Below are 20,332 nucleotides of genomic sequence, written 5' to 3'. Positions count from 1 at the left end.
CCGGGGTCCCTGCCGGGCCGAGGGTTCAGCCCGGCAGGGACCCCGGGGCGGCGGCCATCCGCGCCCGCGGTCAGCTCTTCGGGTCGGTCCTTCGTGGCCTGCGGGCCGCGTTGGCCTCGCGATGGAGCGCCCAGGCGTCCGCCACCGGACCCACATGGCCGAGCTTGTCGGGATTGAGCACCGAGCGGATCGTCTGGATCTGGCCGTCGAGGACTTCGAGCACCATCGTGCTGACGACCCTGCCGTCCTGATCGCGGAAGATCCCACCCGGCTGGCCGTTGATCCGACGCGGCTCCACCACCACGCCGATCCGCGTGAACTGCGGGATGAGCGCGGCGAACACACGGGCCACGTTCGCGGGCCCCACGATCTGCCTGGCGAACTGCGGGGCCTTGCCGCCGCCGTCGCCCACCATCGCGACATCGGCGGCCAGGAGCACTTGCAGCCCGTCGACGTCCCCCTCGCGGAAGGCGTCGAAGAACCGCTCGGCGAGTTGGTCACGCTCCTTGCGGTCGGCCTCGAAGCGGGGGCGGCCCTCGTCCATGTGGCGCCGCGCCCGTACGGCGAGCTGGCGGCACGCCGCCTCCGAGCGCTCCACGGACGCCGCGATCTCCGGGAAGCCGAAGCCGAACACCTCCCGCAGCACGAAGACCGCACGCTCCAGCGGGGTCAGCCGCTCCAGCAGCACCAGCGCGGCCATCGACAGCGAGTCGGCCAGCTCCGCCGAGCGCTCGGGGTCCTCGTAGGGGTCGGCGAGGAGCGGCTCGGGGAACCACGGCCCCACGTACGCCTCACGCCGGACGCGGGCCGAGCGCAGCACGTCGATCGAGATCCGGGTGACCACGGCCGACAGGAAGGCCTTGGTCGAGCGGGGCTCGGCCGGGGAGGCCTCCCAGCGCAGCCAGCTCTCCTGGACCGCGTCCTCGGCCTCGCTGACGCTGCCGAGGATCCGGTAGGCGATCGCGAACAACAGGGGCCGCAGCTCCTGGAATTCCTCGGCCCGGTTCATCTCGTCCATCCGGTTCATCTCGTCCGTCCGGTTCGTCCGATGCTCCGCCGGATTCATCCGATGCCCTCCCGGAAGCCCTGCCGCCACGACGGGTAGCGAGGCTCCCAGCCGAGCTCCCGCTTGGCCTTGGCGTTCGAGAAGCCGCGGCCCTCGGTCATCATCGTCACCGCCACGTCCCCGGCGATCATGCGGGCCAGCCACTTGGGGACCCGCATCGGCGGCTTCGCGCCCGCGCACGAGGCCAGATACGGCAGCCACTGGGCGGCCGGAGCCGGTTCGTCGTCGACGATGTTGAACACCCCCCTCGCCTTTTGCTCCACGGCCAGGACGGTAGCGCTCGCCGCGTCGTCGAGGTGCACCCAGGAGCTGTGGCCCGCGCCACCCCCGACGAGCGGGAACTGCCGCTTGCGCACGAGCTCGACCTGGTCGTCGGTGGCGCCGGGGCCGTAGAGCCCGCCGTACCGCAGGGCCGCGCCACCGGCCCTGAGCACCGCGTCCTCGACGTGGCGCAGCGCGTCCGCCCCCGCGCGTGCGAGCGTCCCCGTCTCCGGGTCCAGGGGGTCCTCCTCGGTCTTGACCCAGCCGCCCTCGCGTATGCCGTTCCAGCCGGCGTAGCTCTGGGCGACGACGTGGGAGACGCCGGCCGCCTCGGCGGCGGCCAGCAGGTGGTCGGTCCCCTCGGTGCGCAGCCGGACGGTCGTGGCGAACCAGCGGTCGATGTGCTTCAGGTCGGGCTTGCCCGCGTGCGCCACGGAGATCGCGGTCATCTGGTGCACGATCGTGTCCGGCCGGGCCGCGGCCACCGCCTCGCCCACCGACATCGCGTCGAGGCCGTCCATCACGACCGCGTCGGCGCCCAGTTGCTTCAGCAGGCGCGACGTGGCCCCGCTCGTCGTCGTAGCCGTCACCTGGTGGCCCCTGGCCACGAGCTGGGGCACCAGGCGCCGCCCGACGACCCCGCTCCCGCCCGCCACGAACACGCGCATGCCCATCACCTTCCGATGTACGGAACCGCCTCTCGCACCAGAGACGAGGCAGCCCCGGACATCTGTGACATGCGGAGGTGGCGGGCGAGGATCTCGCGGGCGGCGGCCCGGCTACTGGCCCATCACCAGGCCGTCCTTCCCCGCGCCCCGGCTCAGGACGATCCGGCGGATCCGGTCGCGGACGACGGCGACGTCGGCGCCGCGGGCAAGCGCCGCGTTCAGGTTGGTCACGCGCCCCGTGCCCGTGTTGAACCACTGGGGGATGAACTCGGCCTTCTTGACCTCCCAGCGTCCGCCGGGGGCCGTCGGCGGGGCGAACGTGAAGCGGCCGAGCGTGCCCTGGTTGCCCCGCGGGTCGTTCTCGCCGTCGTGGTTGATCATGTCGCCGGCGATCTGGTCGCCCATGCCGTAGATGACCCAGGTCTTGTTGACCTTCTCGTACGCCTGGGGGACGTGCGCGTGGGTGCCCAGGATCAGGTCGATGTCGGGGCGGCCCTGGGTGCGGGACGCGGTGAGCTGCTTGCCGAGGCTCAGCTGGCGGCGGTCCGGGGCGTCCTGCCACTCCGTGCCCCAGTGCACCGACACGACGACCACGTCCGCGCCCGCCTTCCGCGCGGCGCGCGCGTCCGCGACGATCCGCTCGCGCTGCATGAGGTTGACCGTCCAGGGCTTGCCCTGGGGCATCGGGTATCCGTTCGTGCCGTACGTGTACGCGAGCTGGGCCACCTTCGCGCCGCCCGCGCGCAGCCAGGCGGGGGCCTTGCCCTCGGCGGCCGTGCGGCCCGAACCCGCGTGCTTGACGCCTGCCTTGTCGAGCGCGCCGAGCGTGCGGCGCACCCCCGCGGCGCCGTCGTCGAGCGTGTGGTTGGAGGCCGTGGAGCAGGCGTCGTAGCCGGTGGCCTTCAGCGCGTGGGCGATCTGGGGCGGGGACTTGAAGCTGGGGTAGCCGGTGTAGTCGCCGTTCTCGCCGTAGACCGTCTCCATGTGACAGATCGCCAGATCGGCCTTGGACACGACGGGCTTGACGCCCTTGAGCATCGGCACGAAGTCGTAGCCGTCACCGCCCGCGTCGGCGCTGGCCCTGTCGATGATCGAGGAGTGCGGGAGCACGTCCCCGGAGGCGACGAGCGTGAAGGGGCGCGGTGCGTCCTGGCCGCCGCCGGCCGCCGAAGGAGCGGGGGGCGGATTGTCGCGATTTCCGTCCCGGGCGCCGCCGGGGTGCTTTTCGCCGTGCTGCTTCGGATTCCGCTCCTGCGCGGGCTCTTCATTTGCCGTACAGGCGGCGGTCGCGGCGAGAGTGGCTCCGATCATTACCGCTGCCAGAACGGCTGTTCCCTGCGGTGTGCGCTGCGTCATCGACCAGGCTCCGTGAATGGGGGATATTCGGCGAAACGAATCCACATTCGGACACAAGGTCGAGTCAAGCAGCAATGCCGTCATAGTCCCCGAAACGGACTTAAATCATCCGGCCATGTGACACGAAGAACACAGGGCCTTTGACCTGCGACGAAACCGGGGCCTGAGTCAAGGATCCGTAAAGCGCCTTGCTCAGGGCCCCCTTCGGGTAATCGGCTGTCCTCATCCGTGTTCCGGATTGGGGGCCAGAGGCCGGCGACGCGCACGGATCGGAGGAAGGCGAGACGGGATGCTGCACGAGAGCCGAGGAAACACGGAGGGCCCGAGTGACGGCGAACTGGCCGTGCCGATGGCGTGGTTGTACGCCGAGTACATCGCGGACGAATTGCTGCGTACCGGTGATTTGATGCCGCCGACATCTTTCGAATACCGCGCGGGGCGTGATGCTCTGGCCCTGACTATTTTCCTCTCCGACACGAAAGGCGAACTGTCGGGCATCCGCGTGGTCTCCCAGCTGGAGACCTGGCTGTCCCTCACGGCCTACGACCAGCCGTGGCAGGACTGGGTGGGTGAACGGATGGCGGTGCTCGCCGCCGACGCGATCACTTCCGGTGAACCGACGCCCGACCTGGAGCTCGCCGACCTGGCATGGCGCTGGCTGGAGGAGACGGAGCTGCTCGCGCCCGATCTGGACGCGGTACCGGGAGGCGGATCGCCGGTCGGCGAGGACGACGGGCCCAAGGTGTGGACGGCGGCCTGGCGCCTGGGGCTGCCCCTCGGTCACCTGGCGATCCATCTGTTCTGACACCACGGCAGACACGTCTCCTCCGGCCGCGGCAGGGAGATCCCCCACGCCTCGCGCGGGTGTTCCCGTCCCGGGTCTTGAGTGATTCGGCGGTCCGCTGCGTACGGGAGGGCAGCACGCACCCCCTGCCCGACTCGTCACGCAAGGAACGCCATGAGGTCCCTGGAGCGGCATCGCGACGCCGGCGCCTACGCGCTCGGCGTCCTCGACGCGGCGGACACCTTCCGCTTTGACGACCACCTCATGGACTGCCCCGCATGCCGGGCCCTGGTGGAGGAACTGGGCCCGACCGCACAGCAGTTGGCCGCCTACGACCGCCTCACCCCGCCCCAGGTCGAACCGCTGGCCGTGCCGGGTCCCGGTCTCGCCGAACGGCTGCTCACCGAGGCCGGCCGGCTGCGCAGGGCCGGGCGCAGACGGTGGCTGTGCGCGGTCGCCGCGAGCGTCGTACTGGCCCTCGCCGCCCCCGCGACGGCCGTCCTCAGGGCGGACGGCCCCGGCCCGGAGCAGATCACGGCCCGCGACGGCCGCACCGGCGTCTCGGCGACCCTGACCGCGCGCGGCCGGGACTGGGGCACGGACATCGGGCTGCGCATCCGCGATCCGCACGGCGGCGCCCGCGTCTGCGAACTCGTCGCCGTCGGCACCGACGGCTCGGAGCAGACGGTGACGACATGGAAGGTGCCCGCCGCCGGGCCCGCTGACGATCCATCGGCCGCTCTCTCCACACGAGGCGGCGCGGCCATGCCCCGCGAGGACATCGCCCGCTACGAAGTGCGCACGACGGACGGGCGGCGCGTACTGACCCTGTGGCGCCGCTGAACTCCGCTTCGCAGGCGGCTACTTCAGCAGCCGCGACATCCGCCGGTCCGCCAGCAGCTTCCCGCCCGTCTGGCACGTGGGGCAGTACTGGAGCGAGGAGTCGCTGAAGGAGACCTCGCGGATGGTGTCGCCGCACACGGGGCACGGCTCACCGGTACGGCCGTGCACGCGCAGGCCGCTCTTCTTCTCGGCCTTGAGACGGCCCGCCGCGACTCCGCGCGAGCGCTCCACCGCCTCGGTCAGCGTGGTCCGCAGCGCCACATACAGCCCATGGACTTCCTCCTCGGTGAGGCTCGACGTGAGCTTGAACGGAGACATGCGGGCCACGTGCAGGATCTCGTCGCTGTACGCGTTCCCGACGCCCGCGATCAGGGTCTGGTCCCGCAACGCGCCCTTGATCTGGCGGCGTTCGCCCACCAGGAGACCGGCGAAGCGCTCCTCGTCGAAGTCCGGGGCCAGCGGGTCGGGACCGAGGCGGGCGATGCCCGCAATCCCTGACGGATCGTCGCTCACGTACACCGTGAGGCGTTTCTGCGTGCCCGCCTCCGTCAGGTCGAAGCCCGCGCCCGTCTCCAGCGCGACGCGCAGCGCGAGGGGGCCCTTGCCGGGGCGCGGCGGGCCGTCGGGGAGTCGGTCCTTCCAGTGCAGCCAGCCCGCGCGGGCGAGGTGGGTGACCAGGTGCAGGCCGTCCGCGTCGAGGTCGAGGAACTTGCCGTGGCGTGCCACGGCCGTGACGGTGCGGCCTTCGAGGGCGGTGAGCGGCGGGTCGTACGTCTTGAGGACGCTGATCGCCACGGGCAGTACCCGGACGATCTCGTGGCCGACGAGGTGCTCGGCGAGAAAGGCGCGCAGCGCCTCGACCTCGGGGAGTTCCGGCATGCGCTTACTCCTGACCCTGTTCCGGCAGCGCCGCCCGCTCGCCCTGCACCTGGTTCTCCCTGCCCGGAACGATGAATTCGCACCAGACGCACTTGCCGCTGCCGCGCGATTCGACGCCCCACTCGTCCGCGAGCATGTCCACAAGCAGCAACCCCCGCCCCGACACGCCCGATTCCCCTGCCTCACGGCGGCGCGGCAGCGCGCTCGACGAGTCCTCGACCTCGACGCGCAGCCTGCGCTCGCTGCCGCTGATGACGCGCAGGGTCACGATCGCCGCGCCGTCGGTGTGCATCAGGGCGTTGGTGATCACTTCGTCGGCCACCAGCTCGACCTCGTCGGCGCGGTCCCGGGCGCCCCAGGCCCGCACCGCGGCGCGGATCATGTGCCTGGCCTCGGCCAGTGCCTCCGGATCGCCGGGGCCGACATGCTGCTGGAGACGGCCGCCGGACAGCGGGGCGTCGACCAGTCGGCGGCGCAGGAGCAGCAGCGCCGCGTCGTCCTCGCCGCCCCGGTCGTCCACGATCCCGCAGAGCCGGTCGGCGAGGGGCTGGAGGTCGCGCGGGCCCGAGCGGGCGAGCTCGCCCAGGGCGCGCAGTCCGTCGTCGAGGTCGGCGCCCGGCTCCTCGATGAGCCCGTCGGTGAAGAGCAACAGGGTCTGGCCCGCGTCGAGTTCGAACGTGGTCACCGGATATTCGAGGCCGCCGAACTCGGCCGAGAGCCCCAGCGGCAGCCCGCCCTCGACCGGCACCCGGCGACAGCTCCCGTCGGTCTGCTGGACGAGCGGGTCGATGTGACCGGCCCGCACCAGCTGGACGACCCCCGTCGAGAGGTCGGCCTCCGCGTACAGACAGGTGGCGAAGCGCTCGGTGTCCAGTTCGTGCAGGAAGCCCGAGGCGCGGGCCATCACGGTGGCGGGCGGGTGCCCCTCGGCCGCGTAGGCGCGCAGCACGATGCGCAGCTGGCCCATGACGGCCGCCGCGTGCGTGTCGTGGCCCTGCACGTCGCCGATGACCGCCCCGACACGGCCGCCGGGCAGCGGGATCACGTCGTACCAGTCGCCGCCGATGTCCCGGCCGAGCGCCGCCGAGCGGTAGCGGACCGCGACGTCGGCGCCGGGCACGCCGGGGATGGTGCGCGGCAGCATGGCCTGCTGGAGGCCCTGGGCGAGGTCCTTCTCCTGCTCGTAGAACATGGCGCGCTGGAGGCTCTGCGCGATGCCGCTGCTCAGCGCGACCAGGACGTTGCGCTCCTCCTCGGTGAAGCCGGTCTTGTCCTGGTAGAGCAGTCCGAGCACACCGATCGGCTTGGCCTGCGCGATCAGCGGCAGATACGCGGCCGATGTGATGCCCAGCTTGTCGATGTGCGGCCACAGCTCCGGGTACGAGGCCGCGAACTCGGCGGCCGTCTCGATGAAGCGCGGCGAGAGCGTGCGCACGGCGTCGCTCATCGGATACCGCTCGTCGATCCGCGTGAACTTGGTGCCCGGCACGAAGCTGCCCTCGGGCCCCTCCGCGACCAGGCGGATCCGCCCGGCCTCGACCAGGGCCATGACCAGGTTCGACGCACCCAGGTGCGCGAGGCCGTTGGTGTCCTTGAGTACGTCGATGACGTCCCGGACGGTACGGGCGTGCGCGAGGGCCGCCGTGGTGCCCTGCACGATGCTCGTGCGGCGGCGCCGGTCCTCCTCCTCGTCGGCGCGCCGGTGGCGGGCGGTGCTGTCGCCCAGCTCCTGCGTGGCGTCACGGACGATGCCCACGATGCGGCGCGGGCGGCCCGTCCCGTCGCGGTGGATGTAGCCCTGGGTGTGGGTCCAGCGCAGACCGCCGCCGCGCAGCCGGATGCGGAAGTAGATGCCGTAGGTACGGCTGCCGTCCTTGAGCGCGTGCGAGACGTAGGCGTCCAGGCGGTGCGCCTCGGCAGGCGGCACCCGTACGCCGAGGCTCGTCGGGTTGCCGTCGTACTCGTCGGCCCGCACGTCGAAGACCTCGTGTCCTGCGGCGTCCAGATGCATCAGGCCGCTGTCGAGGTCCCAGTCGAAGCAGCCTGTGCGGTTGAGCGCCAGGATCGACCGTGGATCCGCTGGGCGGTCGTCCGGCAGGGGCGTGGGCTTCATGACAGTTCATGATTCTTCGCTGTCGGGCCGGAGCGCGCACGCTCAGCTCTGGAAAGTGCCGGGATCGCTGGTCAGCGGGTCGTCGGTCGGAGAGGGGTCGTCCGGGACGCTCTCGGGGCCCGTCTCGTCGCCTGGGTCCTCCTGGGACGGGGGCCGCACCGTGTCGCCGTCCGGCGTGCTGGGCTCGTCAGGGGGCGAGGTGGGCGGGCTCGACGGGGGTGTGGGCGTGGGGCAGCCCGGGGGGATCGGGGACGGGGTGCCGGTGGGTGACTCCGTGCCGGTGGCGGGGGCGGGCGTCGGGCAGTCCGTGGAGGTGGTGCCCGACTCGCTGGGGGTGCCGCTGCCCTCGTCCGATTCGCTCGGGCTCGGGCTCGTCGGCGTGGGCGTCGGTGTGGGCGTGGGGGGCGTGGGCGTCGGGGGTGTGGGGGTCGGGGACGGCGGGGGCACCACACGGTCCTTGTCGCCGTCGTGGTCGCCCGTCTTCCGCTCGATCCACGTGTTGTTGACGATGTTCACGATGGTGATGTTCACGATGACCTTCGGCGCCGGTGTCACGACGACCACCTGCGCCGGGCGGTAGCCGGACCACGGCTTGCCCTGGTGGCTCGGGGTGCCCTTGAACGCGACCGGCGGCTTCAGGGGGTTTCCGCAGGCGCACCGCACGCGCGGCAGTCCACGGTTGTCGACGAGGACCGCGGTGCCGGTCTGCAGCACGGACTGGAAGCTGGTGGCACGGTCGTCGCGGTAGCCGTGGTTGGTGACGCGCGTGTCGGCCCGCAGCACGACCGGCGTCAGGCCGCGCAGGAAGCCCGGTATACCGGCCTGGGAGATGCCCGACGCCTGGGCGAAGGCGCGGCCCTTGCCCTGGTCGGCGGTGAGGAAGCGGACCTGGGCGTCGACGTCGCAGCTGCCCACGGACTCCGTGCCGCCGTACAGACCCGGTGTACCGCCCGACAGGGAGCGCACGCCCTGGGCCGTGGGCGAGGAAGTTCCGGTGGGCGACGGCTGCGGCGAACGGGTGACGGGCGAGGGGCTCGCGGTGGAGGTCGCGGTGGAGTCGGTGAACGGATCGGGGCCCTGGGCGGCGACCGGCTGCATGAAGAGCTCGGGGCCGCCGTCCGCGGAGTTCTTGTCGCCTCCGCCGGAGCATCCCGCGACGGCGAGGGCCGCGGATATCGCGAAGACCGCCGCGTAGGTCCTGGTGGGCCTTGTGCGTCCGGTGAACCTGGTGGGTCCTGTGGACCTGGTGGGCCTTGTGGGCACGCGCACCGTGCTCTCCCGCCTGTTATCGGGCACTTTGCACCCATTCTCCGGGGCAGTCGGAGCCCGTGCGCAAGCCGACGGGTGAGCCGGGCCGCTTTGGGCGCAAGATGGCCGTGTGGAGTGGTTCACCGCAGATCAGTACTGGCTCAGCCGCCTCGTCTTCCAGCGGGCGCTCGCCGCGGTCTATCTCGTCGCGTTCCTCGGCGCGGCGCTGCAGTTCCGGGCGCTCATCGGGGAGCGCGGCATGCTGCCGGTGCCTCGCTACGTCGAGCGCGTGCCGTTCCGCAAGGCACCGAGCCTCTTCCAGCTGCACTACTCCGACCGCTTCTTCGCTCTCGTCGCGTGGACGGGCTGCGCCTGCGCCCTCGCGCTGCTCGCGGGCGCGGGCGATCTCCTCCCCCTGTGGGGCGGCATGCTGCTGTGGGCCGTGCCGTGGATCCTCTACCTCTCGATCGTGAACGTGGGGCAGACCTGGTACGGCTTCGGCTGGGAGTCACTGCTCCTGGAGGTGGGCTTCCTCGCCGTCTTCCTCGGCAACGACGAGACGGCGCCGCCCGTCCTCGTGCTCCTCCTGCTGCGCTGGGTGCTGTTCCGCGTCGAGTTCGGGGCCGGACTGATCAAGATGCGCGGCGACGCGTGCTGGCGCGAGCTCACCTGCCTGTACTTCCACCACGAGACCCAGCCGATGCCGGGACCGCTGAGCCGGTTCTTCCACCACCTGCCGAGGCCCGTCCACCGGATGGAGGTCGCGGCGAACCACTTCACCCAACTCGTCGTGCCCGTCCTGCTGTTCACACCGCAGCCGATCGCGACGGCCGCGGCCTGTCTGATGATCGCCACCCAGCTGTGGCTGGTCCTTTCGGGGAACTTCGCCTGGCTCAACTGGATGACCATCGTGCTCGCCGTGTCCGTCGTGGACTTCGGGGGCGCGGGAGCGCCGTCGCAGCCGGTGGCGGGTCCCCCGCTCTGGTACGAGGTGGTGGTCATCGCGGTGGCGGCGCTGCTCCTGGGCTTGAGCTACCGGCCCGCGCGCAATCTGTTCTCGCGGCGGCAGATCATGAACTTCTCCTTCGACCCGCTCCATCTCGTCAACACCTATGGCGCGTTCGGCAGCGTCAACCGCGTCCGCCAGGAGGTGGTCATCGAGGGCACGGCGGATACGAGACCCCGTCAGGACTCCGAGTGGCGGGAGTACGAGTTCAAGGGCAAGCCAGGTGATGTGCGGCGCAGGCCACGGCAGTTCGCGCCCTACCACCTGCGGCTCGACTGGATGATGTGGTTCGCGGGGCTCTCCCCCGCGTACGCGAGGCCGTGGTTCGGCCCGCTGGTGGAGCGGCTCCTGGACGGCGACCGGGACACGCTGCGGCTGCTGCGCCACGTGCCGTTCCCGCCGGACGCACCGCCCGCGTACATCCGCGCCCGCCTCTACCGCTACCGCTACACGACCCGGCGTGAGCGGCGCGAGACGGGCGCCTTCTGGGAGCGGACGTACGTACGGGAGTTCCTGCCGCCGACGCGGGTCGACGCGCCTCGCTGAGCCGGATGCGCCTCGCTGAGTTCAGAGGCGGTAGACGCGGGTCGCGGTCCCGGTGAAGAGGGCGGCGCGTTCGGTTTCGCTCAGGGTGTCGGTCAACTGCCGTGCAGTGTCGCTGACTTCGCCGTACGTGGCGGCCAGGGTGCAGACGGGCCAGTCCGACCCGAACATCAGCCGGTCGGGGCCGAAGGCGTCCAGGACGGTGTCCGCGTACGGGCGCAGGTCGTCGCCCGTCCAGGTCTTCGGATCCGCCTCGGTCACCAGGCCGGAGAGCTTGCAGACGGTGTTGGGCAGCGCGGCGAGCGCCCGGACGGCCGTCGCCCAGGGTTCGACGGCGCCGGAGGCGATGGGCGGCTTGCCCAAGTGGTCGAGGACGAACGTGAGTTCCGGATGTTCCTGGGCGGCCTTGACGCAGGCGGGGAGCTGGTGGGGCAGGACGACGAGGTCGTAGGCAAGGCCCGCCGCGCCGACCGCTGCCAGGCCTCGGCGCACGTCGGGCCGCAGCAGCCACTGGGGGTCGGGCTCACCCTGGACCTGGTGGCGGATGCCCACCAGGTATGTTCCGCCCGGGAGTTGGCACGACTCGGCGAGCACGTCGACGACATCGGGGCGGGTGAGGTCGGCCCACCCGACGACGCCCGCCACCAGGTCGCTGTCCGCCGCCAGGGCGAGCAGCTCGGGGGTCTCGTCGGCGACGGTGACCGTCTGGACGAGGACGGTCGCGGCGACACCGGCGGCGCGGGCCTCGGGCAGCAGGTCGGCCAGGGAGAAGTTCCTGCGGATCGGGGCGAGCGCGTCGCCGGTGATCCATTCCTGGTCGCGTACGGAGAGGTCCCACACATGGTGGTGGGAGTCGACCCTCCACGGCACGTCACTCATCACAGCTCCCATACGACGGGCATCCCCGCGTCCGCGCCGTCGGCCGAGTAGTCGTGGACGACGTCCAGGAGCTCGGCCATGCGCGCCTGCCAGGCGATGTTGACCGGCAGCTTGTCCAGCTCGGCGAGCATACGGGCGTAGTCCTCGCACTCCAGGACGTGGAAGAGGTCGGTGCCGCTGCGCCAGATCGTCCAGGAGGTGGCGCCCGCCGAGCGGATCGCGGTGACCAGCTCGGCGGGGACCTCGCGGTGCGCGGCGTCGTACGCGGCGATCCGGTCGGCGCGGACCTTGGTGTGCAGGGCGATTCTCACGCGGGGTCCTCTCCGGGGACGGGTACAGAGGCGGGCAGCAGCCCTTCGGCGCGGGCTTCCTTCCAGAAACCGGCAGGGACGGCTGAAGCGAACTGGGCAGCTGCGTCCCGGACTTCGTGGGGCGAGCGGGCGCCGACGAGGACGGTGGCCACCGCCGGATGGGCCAGCGGGAAGGCGAGGGCCGCCGCACGCAGCGTGGTGCCGTGCCGTTCCGCCATGGCCTGCAGCCGGCGGGCGCGGTCCACGAGGGCGCGGGGCGCGGTCGTGTAGTCGTAGGTCGCACCGGGTCTGGGGTCGGCGAGGAGGCCCGAGTTGAAGACGCCGCCGATGACCACGGCCTTGCCGTGTTCCTGAGCTGCCGGGAGCAGCTCGGCCAGGGCGCTCTGGTCCAGGAGCGTGTAGCGGCCCGCGCACAGCACGGCATCGACGTCCGTGTCACGGACGAAGCGGGTGAGCATCTGTGTCTGGTTCATGCCCGCGCCGATCGCGCCGACGACGCCTTCGGAGCGCAGCCGCTCCAGGGCCGGATACGCCTCCCGGAAGGCCTGTTCCGCGTGGTCGTCCGGGTCGTGCAGGTAGACGATGTCGACGCGGTCGAGGCCCAGGCGCGTCAGGCTCGCCTCCAGGGAGCGGCGGACGCCGTCCGCGCTGAAGTCCCAGACCCGGCGGTGTGTCGCGGGCACGGCGAAACCGTGGCCGAGGTCGTCGCCCACGGGCTCGTCCAGCGCTTCGAGGAGGCGTCCCGCCTTGGTGGAGAGTGTGTACGTCTCCCTGGGGCGGGCCCGCAGCGCCTCGCCCACCCTGCGCTCGGACAGGCCGATGCCGTAGTGCGGTGCCGTGTCGAAGTAGCGGATGCCCGCGTCCCATGCGGTGTCGATCGCCGCGGCCGCCTCCTCGTCGCCGATCGGCGTGTAGAGGTTGCCGAGGCCGGCGGCGCCGAAGGACAGCTCGCTCACCTCGACGCCGCCGGGTCCCAGGGTGCGCCGGGCTATGCCGCTCACTGGCCGGCCGGCCGGAGCCGCAGGCCCTGCATTCCGCCGTCGACGGCGAGCGCGGTGCCGGTGGTGGCGCCGGAGAGCGGGCTCGCCAAGTAGGCGACGGCGCCCGCGACTTCGTCCGCCGTGACGAGGCGCCCCGTGGGCTGGCGGGCCGCGAGGGCGGCCCGCTCGGCGGCCGGGTCCGGCGCGGCGTCCAGGAGGCGGCCGACCCACGGGGTGTCGACGGTTCCGGGGTTGACGCAGTTGACGCGCACCCCTTCGCGTACGTGGTCGGCGGCCATGGCGAGCGTCAGGGAGAGCACGGCGCCCTTGGACGCCGAGTACAGGGCGCGCTGCGGCAGGCCGGCGGTGGCGGCGATGGAGCAGGTGTTGACGATCGCCGCATGGGTGGAGACGCGCAGGTGGGGCAGGGCGGCGCGGGTGGTGCGCACGATGCCGAGGACGTTCACGTCGAGCACCTTGTGCCATTGGTCGTCGTCGTTGTCCTCGACGGTGCCCTGCGCGCCGATCCCCGCGTTGTTGATCAGTACGTCGAGTCCGCCGAGGTCGGCCACGGCGGCGGCGACGGCTTCGCGCACCGAGGCGTCGTCGGAGACGTCGGCGCGGTAGCCGGTGAGCGGCTTGCGCACGGCGTCGGGGTCCAGGTCGAGCACGGCGACCTGGGCGCCGCGCGCGGCGAGCAGTTCGGCCGTGGCCCGCCCGATGCCGGAGGCTCCGCCGGTGACCAGGGCCTTGAGGCCATCGAAGTCCTGGGCGTCAGTCATGCGGCTGCTCCTTTGCCGGGTGCGAGGTCGGCGGCCCAGAAGGCGCCGTCCGGGTAGGTGAATTCGGCGAGCGACTCGGCCCGCATGGTGGCGGAGAAGCCCGGTGCGCAGGGCGCCATGTAGTGGCCCTCGCGCACCACGACCGGGTCGATGAAGTGGTCGTGGAGGTGGTCGACGTACTCGATGACGCGGTTCTCGGTGGTCCCCGACAGCGCCACGTAGTCGAACATCGACAGATGCTGGACGAGTTCGCACAGGCCTACGCCACCGGCGTGCGGGCAGACCGGGACGCCGAACTTGGCGGCGAGCAGCAGGATCGCGAGGTTCTCGTTGACGCCGCCGACGCGGGCCGCGTCGATCTGGAGCACGTCGATCGCGCCCGCCTGGAGAAGCTGCTTGAAGACGATGCGGTTCTGCACGTGCTCGCCGGTGGCGACCTTGACCGGGGCGACCGCCTTGCGGATCGCCGCGTGGCCGAGGACGTCGTCGGGGCTGGTGGGCTCCTCCACCCAGTACGGGTCGAACTGCGCCAGGGCGCGGGTCCACTCGACGGCCTCGCCGACGTTCCAGCGCTGGTTGGCGTCGATCGCCATCCGGATGTCGGGCCCGATCGCCTCACGGGCGGTACGGCAGCGGCGTACGTCGTCCGCCAGGTCCGCGCCGACCTTGAGCTTGATCTGGGTGAAGCCGTCCGCCACGGCCTGTCGCGCCAGGCGGGTCAGCTTCTCGTCGCTGTAGCCGAGCCAGCCCGGCGATGTCGTGTAGCCGGGGAAGCCGCGCTCTTGCAGCAGGGCTTCCCGTTCCGCTGCTCCGTGACGACCCAACTGGAGCATTTCCAGGGCCTCTTGCGGGGTGAGGGCGTCCGCGATGTATCGGAAGTCGATCTGGGAGACCAGCCACTGGGGCTCGGCGTCGGCCAGAAACCGCCACAGCGGCTTGTGCGCGCGCTTGGCCGCCAGATCCCACAGCGCGTTGACGACGGCGCCGATGGCCATGTGCATCACGCCCTTCTCGGGCCCGAGCCACCGCAGTTGACTGTCCCCGATGAGGTCGCGGTTCAACGTCCCCGGATCGGCGCAGAGTTCCTCGACGGACCGGCCGAGCACGTGATGGCGCAGCGACTGGATCGCGGCGACCTGGACGTCGTTGCCGCGCCCGATGGTGAAGGTGAAGCCGTGCCCCTCCAGGCCGTCGTCCGCGTCGGTGCGCAGGACCACATAGGCGGCCGAGTAGTCGGGGTCCGGGTTCATCGCGTCGGATCCGTCCAGTTCCCGCGAGGTCGGGAACCGTACGTCGAAGGTGTCGACCGCGGTGATGCGGGCTGAGGTCGGGGACACAGGAGGCCTTTCCGGAAAGGGGCAAGGAGACGGGGAACCCGGAGCGGGGTCAGTCCTGTGCGCGGCCGGTGGTGACGCGCGCGATCATCAGGGCGACCAGGATGATTCCGCCGTAGATGGCCTGGATCCAGAAGGAAGGCACCTGGGCGAGAGTGAGCAGGTTCTGTACGACGCCGAGCAGGAGTACGCCGGTGAGGGCGCCGAACATGGTGCCCTTGCCGCCATCGAGACTGATGCCGCCGATGACCGCCGCCGCGAACACGGTGAAGATCATGTTCTGGCCCTGGTTGGCGTTGATCGCGCCCACGTAACCGGTCTGCATGAGTCCGCCGACGGCGGCGAGGACTCCGGCGACGACGAACACGCCCAGCATCACGCGCTCGACGCGGATTCCGGCGGCGCGTGCCGCGTCCGGGTTGCCGCCGATCGCGTACAGGGCGCGCCCCACGCGGTGGTACTTGAGGACGAAGCCCGCGACGCCGAAGGCGATGGCGGCCAGCCACACGGAGAGCGGGATGGTCAGAAACGTCGAGGTGGCCAGGGTGTAGAAGGCGTCGGGCATGCCGAAGAGCGTCTTGCCCTCGGTCGCGCCGACGAGCAGCCCGCGCAGCACGATCAGCATGGCGAGCGTGACGATGAACGCGTTGAGCTTGAGCTTCACCACGAGGATGCCGTTGAAGGCGCCGATGACCGCGCCGACGACCAGGATCGCGAGGAGCGCCACCGCGGCGGGCATCTCGGTGCCGAATCCGGCCTGCGCCGCGGGCAGGACGAGCAGTGCCCCGACGGCGGGCGCGATGCCGACCACCGATTCGAGCGACAGGTCGAACTTGCCGGTGATCAGGACGAGCGACTCGGCGAGCACGACCATCGCGAGGGCCGCGGAGGCTCCCAGGATGGAGATGAGGTTCCGTTCCGTGAGGAACGAGTCGTTCACCAGGGCGCCGAGCAGTATGAGCAGCAACAGGGCAGGCACCAGGGCGAGTTCGCGGGCGCGGCGCAGCAGCACGGAGCGTGCCTGGGCGCGGGCGTTCTCGGCTTTCGCGGGCAGTTCCGGTGCGGTCGAGGCCGACGGGGCCTTCGTGTCAGCCACGGTCATTCACTCCTTTTTGCACTCCTTCGATGTCTGTCGCGCGCTCGGCCTCTCCCACGCCCTCGATCGAGGCGATCAGGTCGTGGTCGGTGAATCCCGCCGCGTGCTCGGCGACGATCCGGCCGTGGAAGAGGACCAAGACGCGGTCGCAGCGCCGCAGGTCGTCCAGCTCGTCGGAGACGACGAGGACGGCGGTGCCGTCCTCGCGGGCGTTGTCCACCCGGGCGAGCAGCGACTCCTTGGACTTCACGTCCACGCCCGCCGTGGGGTTGATGAGGACGAGGAGCCTTGGGTCGGAGGCGAGTGCGCGCGCCATGACGACCTTCTGGGCGTTGCCTCCGGAGAGGTCCGACACGGGCTGGTCGGGTCCCTCGGCGTGGATGTCGAGGCGGTCGATCAGCTCCTCGGCGAAGCCGCGCTTGCGCTCGGTGCCGACGAAGCCGTACTTCCCGAGCCGGTCGAGCACGGTCATCGTGGCGTTGTCGCCGATCGACATCCCGAAGACCAATCCTTGGCCGTGCCGGTCGCGCGGCACACAGCCGACGCCTGCCCGCAGCGCGGCGCTCACGTCACCGAACGGGAGCTGTTTGCCGTCGAGTTGAGCGCTGCCGCCGGTCGGCAGGTGCAGCCCCGCGATGGCCTCGGCGAGGTTGATCTTGCCGCTGCCGCTCGATCCGGCGAGGCCGACGACCTCGCCCTTGCGGACGGTCAGGTCGATGTCCTCGTACGACTCGCTGGTGAGGCCCTTGACGTCGAGCATCACCGGGGCGTCGGCGGGCACTTCGGTCCGGGCGACGGATTCCTCGGCCGCCACCTTCTCCCGCAGTGCCTCGCCCGCCATCGCCTCGACCAGGGCGGCGCGCGGCAGGTCGGCCACGGGCGCGGTGGTGATCCAGCGGGCGTCGCGCAGCACGGTGACGGTCTGGCACACCTCGTACACCTCTTGGAGGTGGTGCGAGATGAAGAGGAAGGTGACCCCGGACTCCTGGAGCGCCCGCATGCGCGTGAAGAGCCGCTCGATCTCACGGTTGTCGAGCTGCGCGGTCGGCTCGTCCAGGACGATGAACCGCGCTCCGAAGCTCAACGCCCGTGCGATCTCCACCATTTGGCGGTCCTCGACCTTGAGGTCGGCGGTGCGCGCCTCCGGGTCGACCCGCACGTCCCAGGTGTCGAGCACCTCCGCCGCCTGGCCGCGCAGCTTGCGCCAGCTGATGAAGCCGCCGCGGCCCGCGGGCTGCCGGTTGATGAAGAGGTTCTCGGCGACGGTCAGATCGGGGACGACGGTCGGCTTCTGATAGACGCAGGCCACCTTGCGGCGCCAGGCGTCGCGGTCGCCCAGCGGCGGTGCGGGCTCACCGTCGAAGAGCACGGTTCCCGCGTCCGGGGCCTGGAGTCCGGTGAGGACGGTGACGAGGGTGGACTTGCCCGCGCCGTTGCGGCCGACGAGGGCGTGGGACTCACCGGGCAGGACGGTCAGCCGGCCGTCCTGCAGCGCGACGGTGGGTCCGTACCGCTTGGCTATGCCGGTCGCTTCGACGAGCGCGGTGGGCCCCGTCGGTCCCGGCGTGGGGGGCTTGGTCATCGGCGTACTCATTTGACCGTGTTGCCCCACAGCTTGGAGTCGTCCACGTTCTTCTTCGTGACCAGCGGGGCGGGCAGCTGGTCCTCGAGGATGCCGCTGGGCAGCTTCACGATGGTGGAGTCGTGGTCGGTCGGGCCCGGCTTGAACTTCTTGCCGTTCATCGCGGCCTTGATGTAGTACATGCCGTACTTGGCGTACGCGTCGGCGGGCTGCGAGACGGTCGCGTCGATCTGGCCCTTGCGGATGGCGTCGAACTCCTGCGGGATGCCGTCGTTCGAGATGACGGTGATGTGTCCCTTCTCGCCCGTCTTCTTCAGCATTCCCTTGGACTTCAGGGTCTGCAGGGTGGGCGCGAGGTAGACGCCGCCCGCCTGCATGTAGATGCCCTTGATGTCGGGGTTGGAGTTGAGCAGCGTGTCGAGCTTCGACGCGGCCGTGTCGGACTCCCACTTGGCGGGGATCTCCAGGACCTTGAGCTCGGGGTACTTCCTCTTCACGCAGGTGCGGAAGGCCTCGGAGCGCTCACGGCCGTTGACCGAGGCCAGGTCCCCCATGATCTGGACGACCTTGCCCGTCTTGACCTGCCCGCCGAGGTAGTCGCAGGCCTTCTCGCCGTACGCGACGTTGTTGGCCCGCACCACCATCGCGACCTTTCCCTTCTCGGGGGCCACGTCGACGGCGACCACGGGCACGCCCTTGCGCTCGGCCTGGTCGAGCCCGGCGGAGATCGCGGCGCTGTCGAGCGGCGCGACCACGAGCCCCTTCACGCTCTGGTTGAGCTGGTTGTTGATGTCGGTGATCTGCTGCGAGGGGTCGCTGTTGGAGTTGACCGTCTTGAGCGCGTCGACGTCCTCGGACTTCGCCATCTTCGGCACGTAGTCGTTGTACGACTGCCAGAAGGGCGAGGTCAGCAGGGGCAGGATCACTCCGACCTTGCCCTCTCCGCCGCCTTCGCCGCCTGCGGGCGCCGCGCTGTCCTTCGTACTGCCGCATGCCGTGAGCGCGAGGGACGCGCAGGCGGCCGCGGCGGCCATCCGCGCCGCCCGCGAAATCCCTGCCCTGCTGGACCTGTTGCGCACTGTTGTGCCGGCCATCTGACGGCTCCTCATCGAGCGTTAATCGAGTGTGAATCGAGCGTGATCGGACAAATCCCCAGCGTTTCCTGGCGGGCCCCACTGACTGATGGGCGAATATTTATCAGACCACTTGGCGCTCACAACACCCCTCGGAGTCAAGTTTTCCCAGTTTCAGGCCGTAGTGGTCCGACCACATCTCTGGTTAGACTGCGGCGCACTCGGCTAGTGGAGGAGCGTTACGTGGACCAGACCGCCCCGCAGAAGGGCACCGTTACCGGGCGGGCCATCGAGCAGATCAAGGCGATGATCGGCGAGGGCCGCCTGGAGCCGGGTCAACGCCTCCCCACGGAGCGGGACTTGGCGACACAGCTGGGCATCTCGCGCAGTTCCATGCGCGAGGCGATCCGGGCGCTCACGGTGATGGGGGTCCTGGAAGCCCGGCACGGCTCGGGCATCTACGTCACCCAGCTGGAGGCCGGGGACCTCCTGGAGACCTTCGGTGTGGTGGCCGACCTGTCGCGCGGACCACGGCTCGTGGAGCTCCTGGAGGTACGCCGGATCCTGGAGTCCACGGCGACGGCGCTGGCGGCGGCACGCATCTCTACTGATCAACTCGCGGATGTGGAAAAGCACTTGGAGGCGATGAACGCCACGGAGGACCCGGAGGAGATCCTCGCCCACGACCTGGCGTTCCACCGCGCGATCGCCTTCGCGGCGGGCAACGACACCATGGCGGCGATCCTGGAGGGCCTGTCCTCGCGCACGTTCCGCGCGAGGGTGTGGCGCGGCTACCAGGAAGAGGGCGCCTTCGAACGCACCCGCCGTGAGCACGCGCGCATCCACCGGGCCCTGGTGGCCCGCGACCCGGAGGCGGCCAGGGCCGCGGCGGCGGCACATGTGGGCGAGGTGGAGGAGTGGCTGCGGACGCAGCTGGACGGCTAGGGCCCGCCTCGAACGGGTGCGTGCCCCGCCCCAGCCCCCGCGCCCGCGCCCGCGCCCACGCCCACGCCCGCCCTAGCCGATGAGGGTCTCCTTCGGGCGGACCACGCAGAACTCGTTCCCCTCCGGGTCGGCCAGGACGGTCCAGGACTCCTCACCGCTCTGACCGACCTCCGCCCTGCGCGCCCCGAGCGCGAGCAGCCGCTCGATCTCGGAGTCCCGGTCGTCGGCGGCGGTCGTCAGATCGAAGTGCAGTCGGTTCTTGACGGCCTTGCGGTCCGTCACCGGCATGAAGCAGATGCCCACCGGCGCGGTCTCGTCCGGCCCGATCACGACCTCCCGCTCCCGCTCGGACAGGATCCGCCAGTGCAGCGCCTCGGCCCAGAAGCGGGCAAGCGCGGGCAGATCATGGGCGTCGACGACGATGTGATGCAGGGAGAGAGGCATGTCGGCCAGTGTGCCCGGCGCCGCTCCGGGCCGCTCCACTCCGGCCACTCCGGCCACTCCGGGCCGTGACGACGTGAAAGCCGGACGGGCCGGTGGTCGTGTCGCCCACCCCCCGCCCCTCCCGCACCCACGCGTTCGC

19 protein-coding genes are annotated in these 20,332 nt (G+C 71.1%); 4 read left to right on the top strand and 15 right to left on the bottom strand.

Translation table 11 applies throughout. The features are described 5' to 3' along the window. Positions 1-70: 70 nt before the first annotated feature. The 3 genes from ACFUPX_RS32750 to ACFUPX_RS32740 all read right to left on the bottom strand — a co-directional run bounded on the left by ACFUPX_RS32750 (position 71) and on the right by ACFUPX_RS32740 (position 3,351). Complete coding sequence (locus ACFUPX_RS32750; protein WP_383331067.1) at positions 71-1,009, bottom strand: RNA polymerase sigma-70 factor; 939 nt, start codon at positions 1,007-1,009, stop codon at positions 71-73. Positions 1,010-1,062: 53 nt separating this feature from the next. Next, positions 1,063-2,001, bottom strand: coding sequence for an NAD-dependent epimerase/dehydratase family protein (locus ACFUPX_RS32745; protein WP_383330982.1), 939 nt, complete (start codon positions 1,999-2,001; stop codon positions 1,063-1,065). A gap of 105 nt (positions 2,002-2,106) precedes the next feature. Next, positions 2,107-3,351, bottom strand: coding sequence for a CapA family protein (locus ACFUPX_RS32740; RefSeq protein WP_383330979.1), 1,245 nt, complete (start codon positions 3,349-3,351; stop codon positions 2,107-2,109). Positions 3,352-3,640: 289 nt separating this feature from the next. On the opposite strand from ACFUPX_RS32740, the gene ACFUPX_RS32735 reads away from it, so the two are divergent. Further along, a complete protein-coding gene (locus tag ACFUPX_RS32735) occupies positions 3,641-4,156 on the top strand; it encodes a hypothetical protein (RefSeq protein WP_383330976.1) in 516 nt (171 codons plus the stop codon). Positions 4,157-4,309: 153 nt separating this feature from the next. Further along, complete coding sequence (locus ACFUPX_RS32730) at positions 4,310-4,978, top strand: zf-HC2 domain-containing protein (RefSeq protein ID WP_383330973.1); 669 nt, start codon at positions 4,310-4,312, stop codon at positions 4,976-4,978. 18 nt (positions 4,979-4,996) lie between these two features. Here ACFUPX_RS32730 and ACFUPX_RS32725 read toward each other — a convergent pair whose 3' ends face one another. Genes ACFUPX_RS32725 through ACFUPX_RS32715 form a run of 3 tightly spaced genes read right to left on the bottom strand, consistent with a single transcriptional unit; the run spans position 4,997 to position 9,239 of the window. Further along, positions 4,997-5,857 carry an Fpg/Nei family DNA glycosylase gene (locus tag ACFUPX_RS32725; protein ID WP_383330970.1) on the bottom strand — a complete coding sequence of 287 codons (861 nt, stop codon included), beginning with the start codon at positions 5,855-5,857 and terminating at the stop codon, positions 4,997-4,999. A gap of 4 nt (positions 5,858-5,861) precedes the next feature. Next, a complete protein-coding gene (locus ACFUPX_RS32720) occupies positions 5,862-7,970 on the bottom strand; it encodes a SpoIIE family protein phosphatase (RefSeq protein ID WP_383330967.1) in 2,109 nt (702 codons plus the stop codon). A 42-nt stretch (positions 7,971-8,012) separates the two neighbouring features. After that, entirely contained in the window at positions 8,013-9,239 is a 1,227-nt protein-coding gene (locus ACFUPX_RS32715; RefSeq protein WP_383330964.1) for a DUF6777 domain-containing protein, read from the bottom strand. A 109-nt stretch (positions 9,240-9,348) separates the two neighbouring features. Between ACFUPX_RS32715 and ACFUPX_RS32710 the strand changes: the two genes are divergently transcribed. Beyond that, on the top strand, positions 9,349-10,770 hold the full coding sequence (locus ACFUPX_RS32710; protein WP_383330962.1) for a lipase maturation factor family protein: 1,422 nt from the start codon (positions 9,349-9,351) through the stop codon (positions 10,768-10,770). 21 nt (positions 10,771-10,791) lie between these two features. On the opposite strand, the gene ACFUPX_RS32705 is transcribed toward ACFUPX_RS32710, so the two are convergent. Genes ACFUPX_RS32705 through ACFUPX_RS32670 form a run of 8 tightly spaced genes read right to left on the bottom strand, consistent with a single transcriptional unit; the run spans position 10,792 to position 18,825 of the window. Beyond that, positions 10,792-11,646: an amidohydrolase family protein gene (locus ACFUPX_RS32705; protein WP_383330960.1), complete on the bottom strand. Its 855-nt coding sequence runs from the start codon at positions 11,644-11,646 to the stop codon at positions 10,792-10,794. After that, the gene (locus ACFUPX_RS32700; RefSeq protein ID WP_383330957.1) at positions 11,646-11,957 is read right to left on the bottom strand and encodes an L-rhamnose mutarotase; all 312 of its coding nucleotides are present in this window, start codon (positions 11,955-11,957) and stop codon (positions 11,646-11,648) included. The genes ACFUPX_RS32705 and ACFUPX_RS32700 overlap by 1 nt, the downstream gene beginning before the upstream one ends. Beyond that, on the bottom strand, positions 11,954-12,958 hold the full coding sequence (locus ACFUPX_RS32695) for an aldo/keto reductase (protein ID WP_383330955.1): 1,005 nt from the start codon (positions 12,956-12,958) through the stop codon (positions 11,954-11,956). The genes ACFUPX_RS32700 and ACFUPX_RS32695 overlap by 4 nt, the downstream gene beginning before the upstream one ends. Continuing rightward, positions 12,955-13,719 (bottom strand): SDR family NAD(P)-dependent oxidoreductase, encoded by a 765-nt coding sequence (locus tag ACFUPX_RS32690; protein ID WP_383330951.1) that lies wholly within the window; start codon positions 13,717-13,719, stop codon positions 12,955-12,957. Before ACFUPX_RS32690 ends, ACFUPX_RS32695 begins: the two co-directional genes overlap by 4 nt. After that, a complete protein-coding gene (locus tag ACFUPX_RS32685; protein WP_383330949.1) occupies positions 13,716-15,056 on the bottom strand; it encodes an L-fuconate dehydratase in 1,341 nt (446 codons plus the stop codon). The genes ACFUPX_RS32690 and ACFUPX_RS32685 overlap by 4 nt, the downstream gene beginning before the upstream one ends. Positions 15,057-15,105: 49 nt before the next feature. Beyond that, positions 15,106-16,149, bottom strand: a complete 1,044-nt coding sequence (locus ACFUPX_RS32680) for an ABC transporter permease (protein WP_383330946.1) — start codon at positions 16,147-16,149, stop codon at positions 15,106-15,108. Continuing rightward, on the bottom strand, positions 16,142-17,731 hold the full coding sequence (locus ACFUPX_RS32675) for a sugar ABC transporter ATP-binding protein (protein WP_383330943.1): 1,590 nt from the start codon (positions 17,729-17,731) through the stop codon (positions 16,142-16,144). Before ACFUPX_RS32675 ends, ACFUPX_RS32680 begins: the two co-directional genes overlap by 8 nt. Positions 17,732-17,739: 8 nt before the next feature. Further along, the gene (locus ACFUPX_RS32670; protein ID WP_383330940.1) at positions 17,740-18,825 is read right to left on the bottom strand and encodes a sugar ABC transporter substrate-binding protein; all 1,086 of its coding nucleotides are present in this window, start codon (positions 18,823-18,825) and stop codon (positions 17,740-17,742) included. Between the two features lie 222 nt (positions 18,826-19,047). Between ACFUPX_RS32670 and ACFUPX_RS32665 the strand changes: the two genes are divergently transcribed. Continuing rightward, positions 19,048-19,749: a FadR/GntR family transcriptional regulator gene (locus tag ACFUPX_RS32665; RefSeq protein WP_383330937.1), complete on the top strand. Its 702-nt coding sequence runs from the start codon at positions 19,048-19,050 to the stop codon at positions 19,747-19,749. 72 nt (positions 19,750-19,821) lie between these two features. On the opposite strand, the gene ACFUPX_RS32660 is transcribed toward ACFUPX_RS32665, so the two are convergent. Beyond that, positions 19,822-20,193 carry a VOC family protein gene (locus tag ACFUPX_RS32660; RefSeq protein ID WP_383330934.1) on the bottom strand — a complete coding sequence of 124 codons (372 nt, stop codon included), beginning with the start codon at positions 20,191-20,193 and terminating at the stop codon, positions 19,822-19,824. Positions 20,194-20,332 lie beyond the last annotated feature (139 nt).

This window comes from Streptomyces sp. NPDC057302, assembly GCF_042667685.1.
Classification (GTDB): Bacteria; Actinomycetota; Actinomycetes; order Streptomycetales; family Streptomycetaceae; genus Streptomyces.
This window is presented reverse-complemented; position numbering and strand designations above follow the sequence as displayed.

Coding starts and splice junctions, on each gene's coding strand:
- ACFUPX_RS32750 (WP_383331067.1), bottom strand. CDS start 1,009: ATGAACCGGGCCGAGGAATTCCAGGAGCTGCGGCCCCTGTTGTTCGCG.
- ACFUPX_RS32745 (WP_383330982.1), bottom strand. CDS start 2,001: ATGGGCATGCGCGTGTTCGTGGCGGGCGGGAGCGGGGTCGTCGGGCGG.
- ACFUPX_RS32740 (WP_383330979.1), bottom strand. CDS start 3,351: ATGACGCAGCGCACACCGCAGGGAACAGCCGTTCTGGCAGCGGTAATG.
- ACFUPX_RS32735 (WP_383330976.1), top strand. CDS start 3,641: ATGCTGCACGAGAGCCGAGGAAACACGGAGGGCCCGAGTGACGGCGAA.
- ACFUPX_RS32730 (WP_383330973.1), top strand. CDS start 4,310: ATGAGGTCCCTGGAGCGGCATCGCGACGCCGGCGCCTACGCGCTCGGC.
- ACFUPX_RS32725 (WP_383330970.1), bottom strand. CDS start 5,857: ATGCCGGAACTCCCCGAGGTCGAGGCGCTGCGCGCCTTTCTCGCCGAG.
- ACFUPX_RS32720 (WP_383330967.1), bottom strand. CDS start 7,970: ATGAAGCCCACGCCCCTGCCGGACGACCGCCCAGCGGATCCACGGTCG.
- ACFUPX_RS32705 (WP_383330960.1), bottom strand. CDS start 11,646: ATGAGTGACGTGCCGTGGAGGGTCGACTCCCACCACCATGTGTGGGAC.
- ACFUPX_RS32690 (WP_383330951.1), bottom strand. CDS start 13,719: ATGACTGACGCCCAGGACTTCGATGGCCTCAAGGCCCTGGTCACCGGC.
- ACFUPX_RS32675 (WP_383330943.1), bottom strand. CDS start 17,731: ATGACCAAGCCCCCCACGCCGGGACCGACGGGGCCCACCGCGCTCGTC.
- ACFUPX_RS32670 (WP_383330940.1), bottom strand. CDS start 18,825: ATGGCCGGCACAACAGTGCGCAACAGGTCCAGCAGGGCAGGGATTTCG.
- ACFUPX_RS32660 (WP_383330934.1), bottom strand. CDS start 20,193: ATGCCTCTCTCCCTGCATCACATCGTCGTCGACGCCCATGATCTGCCC.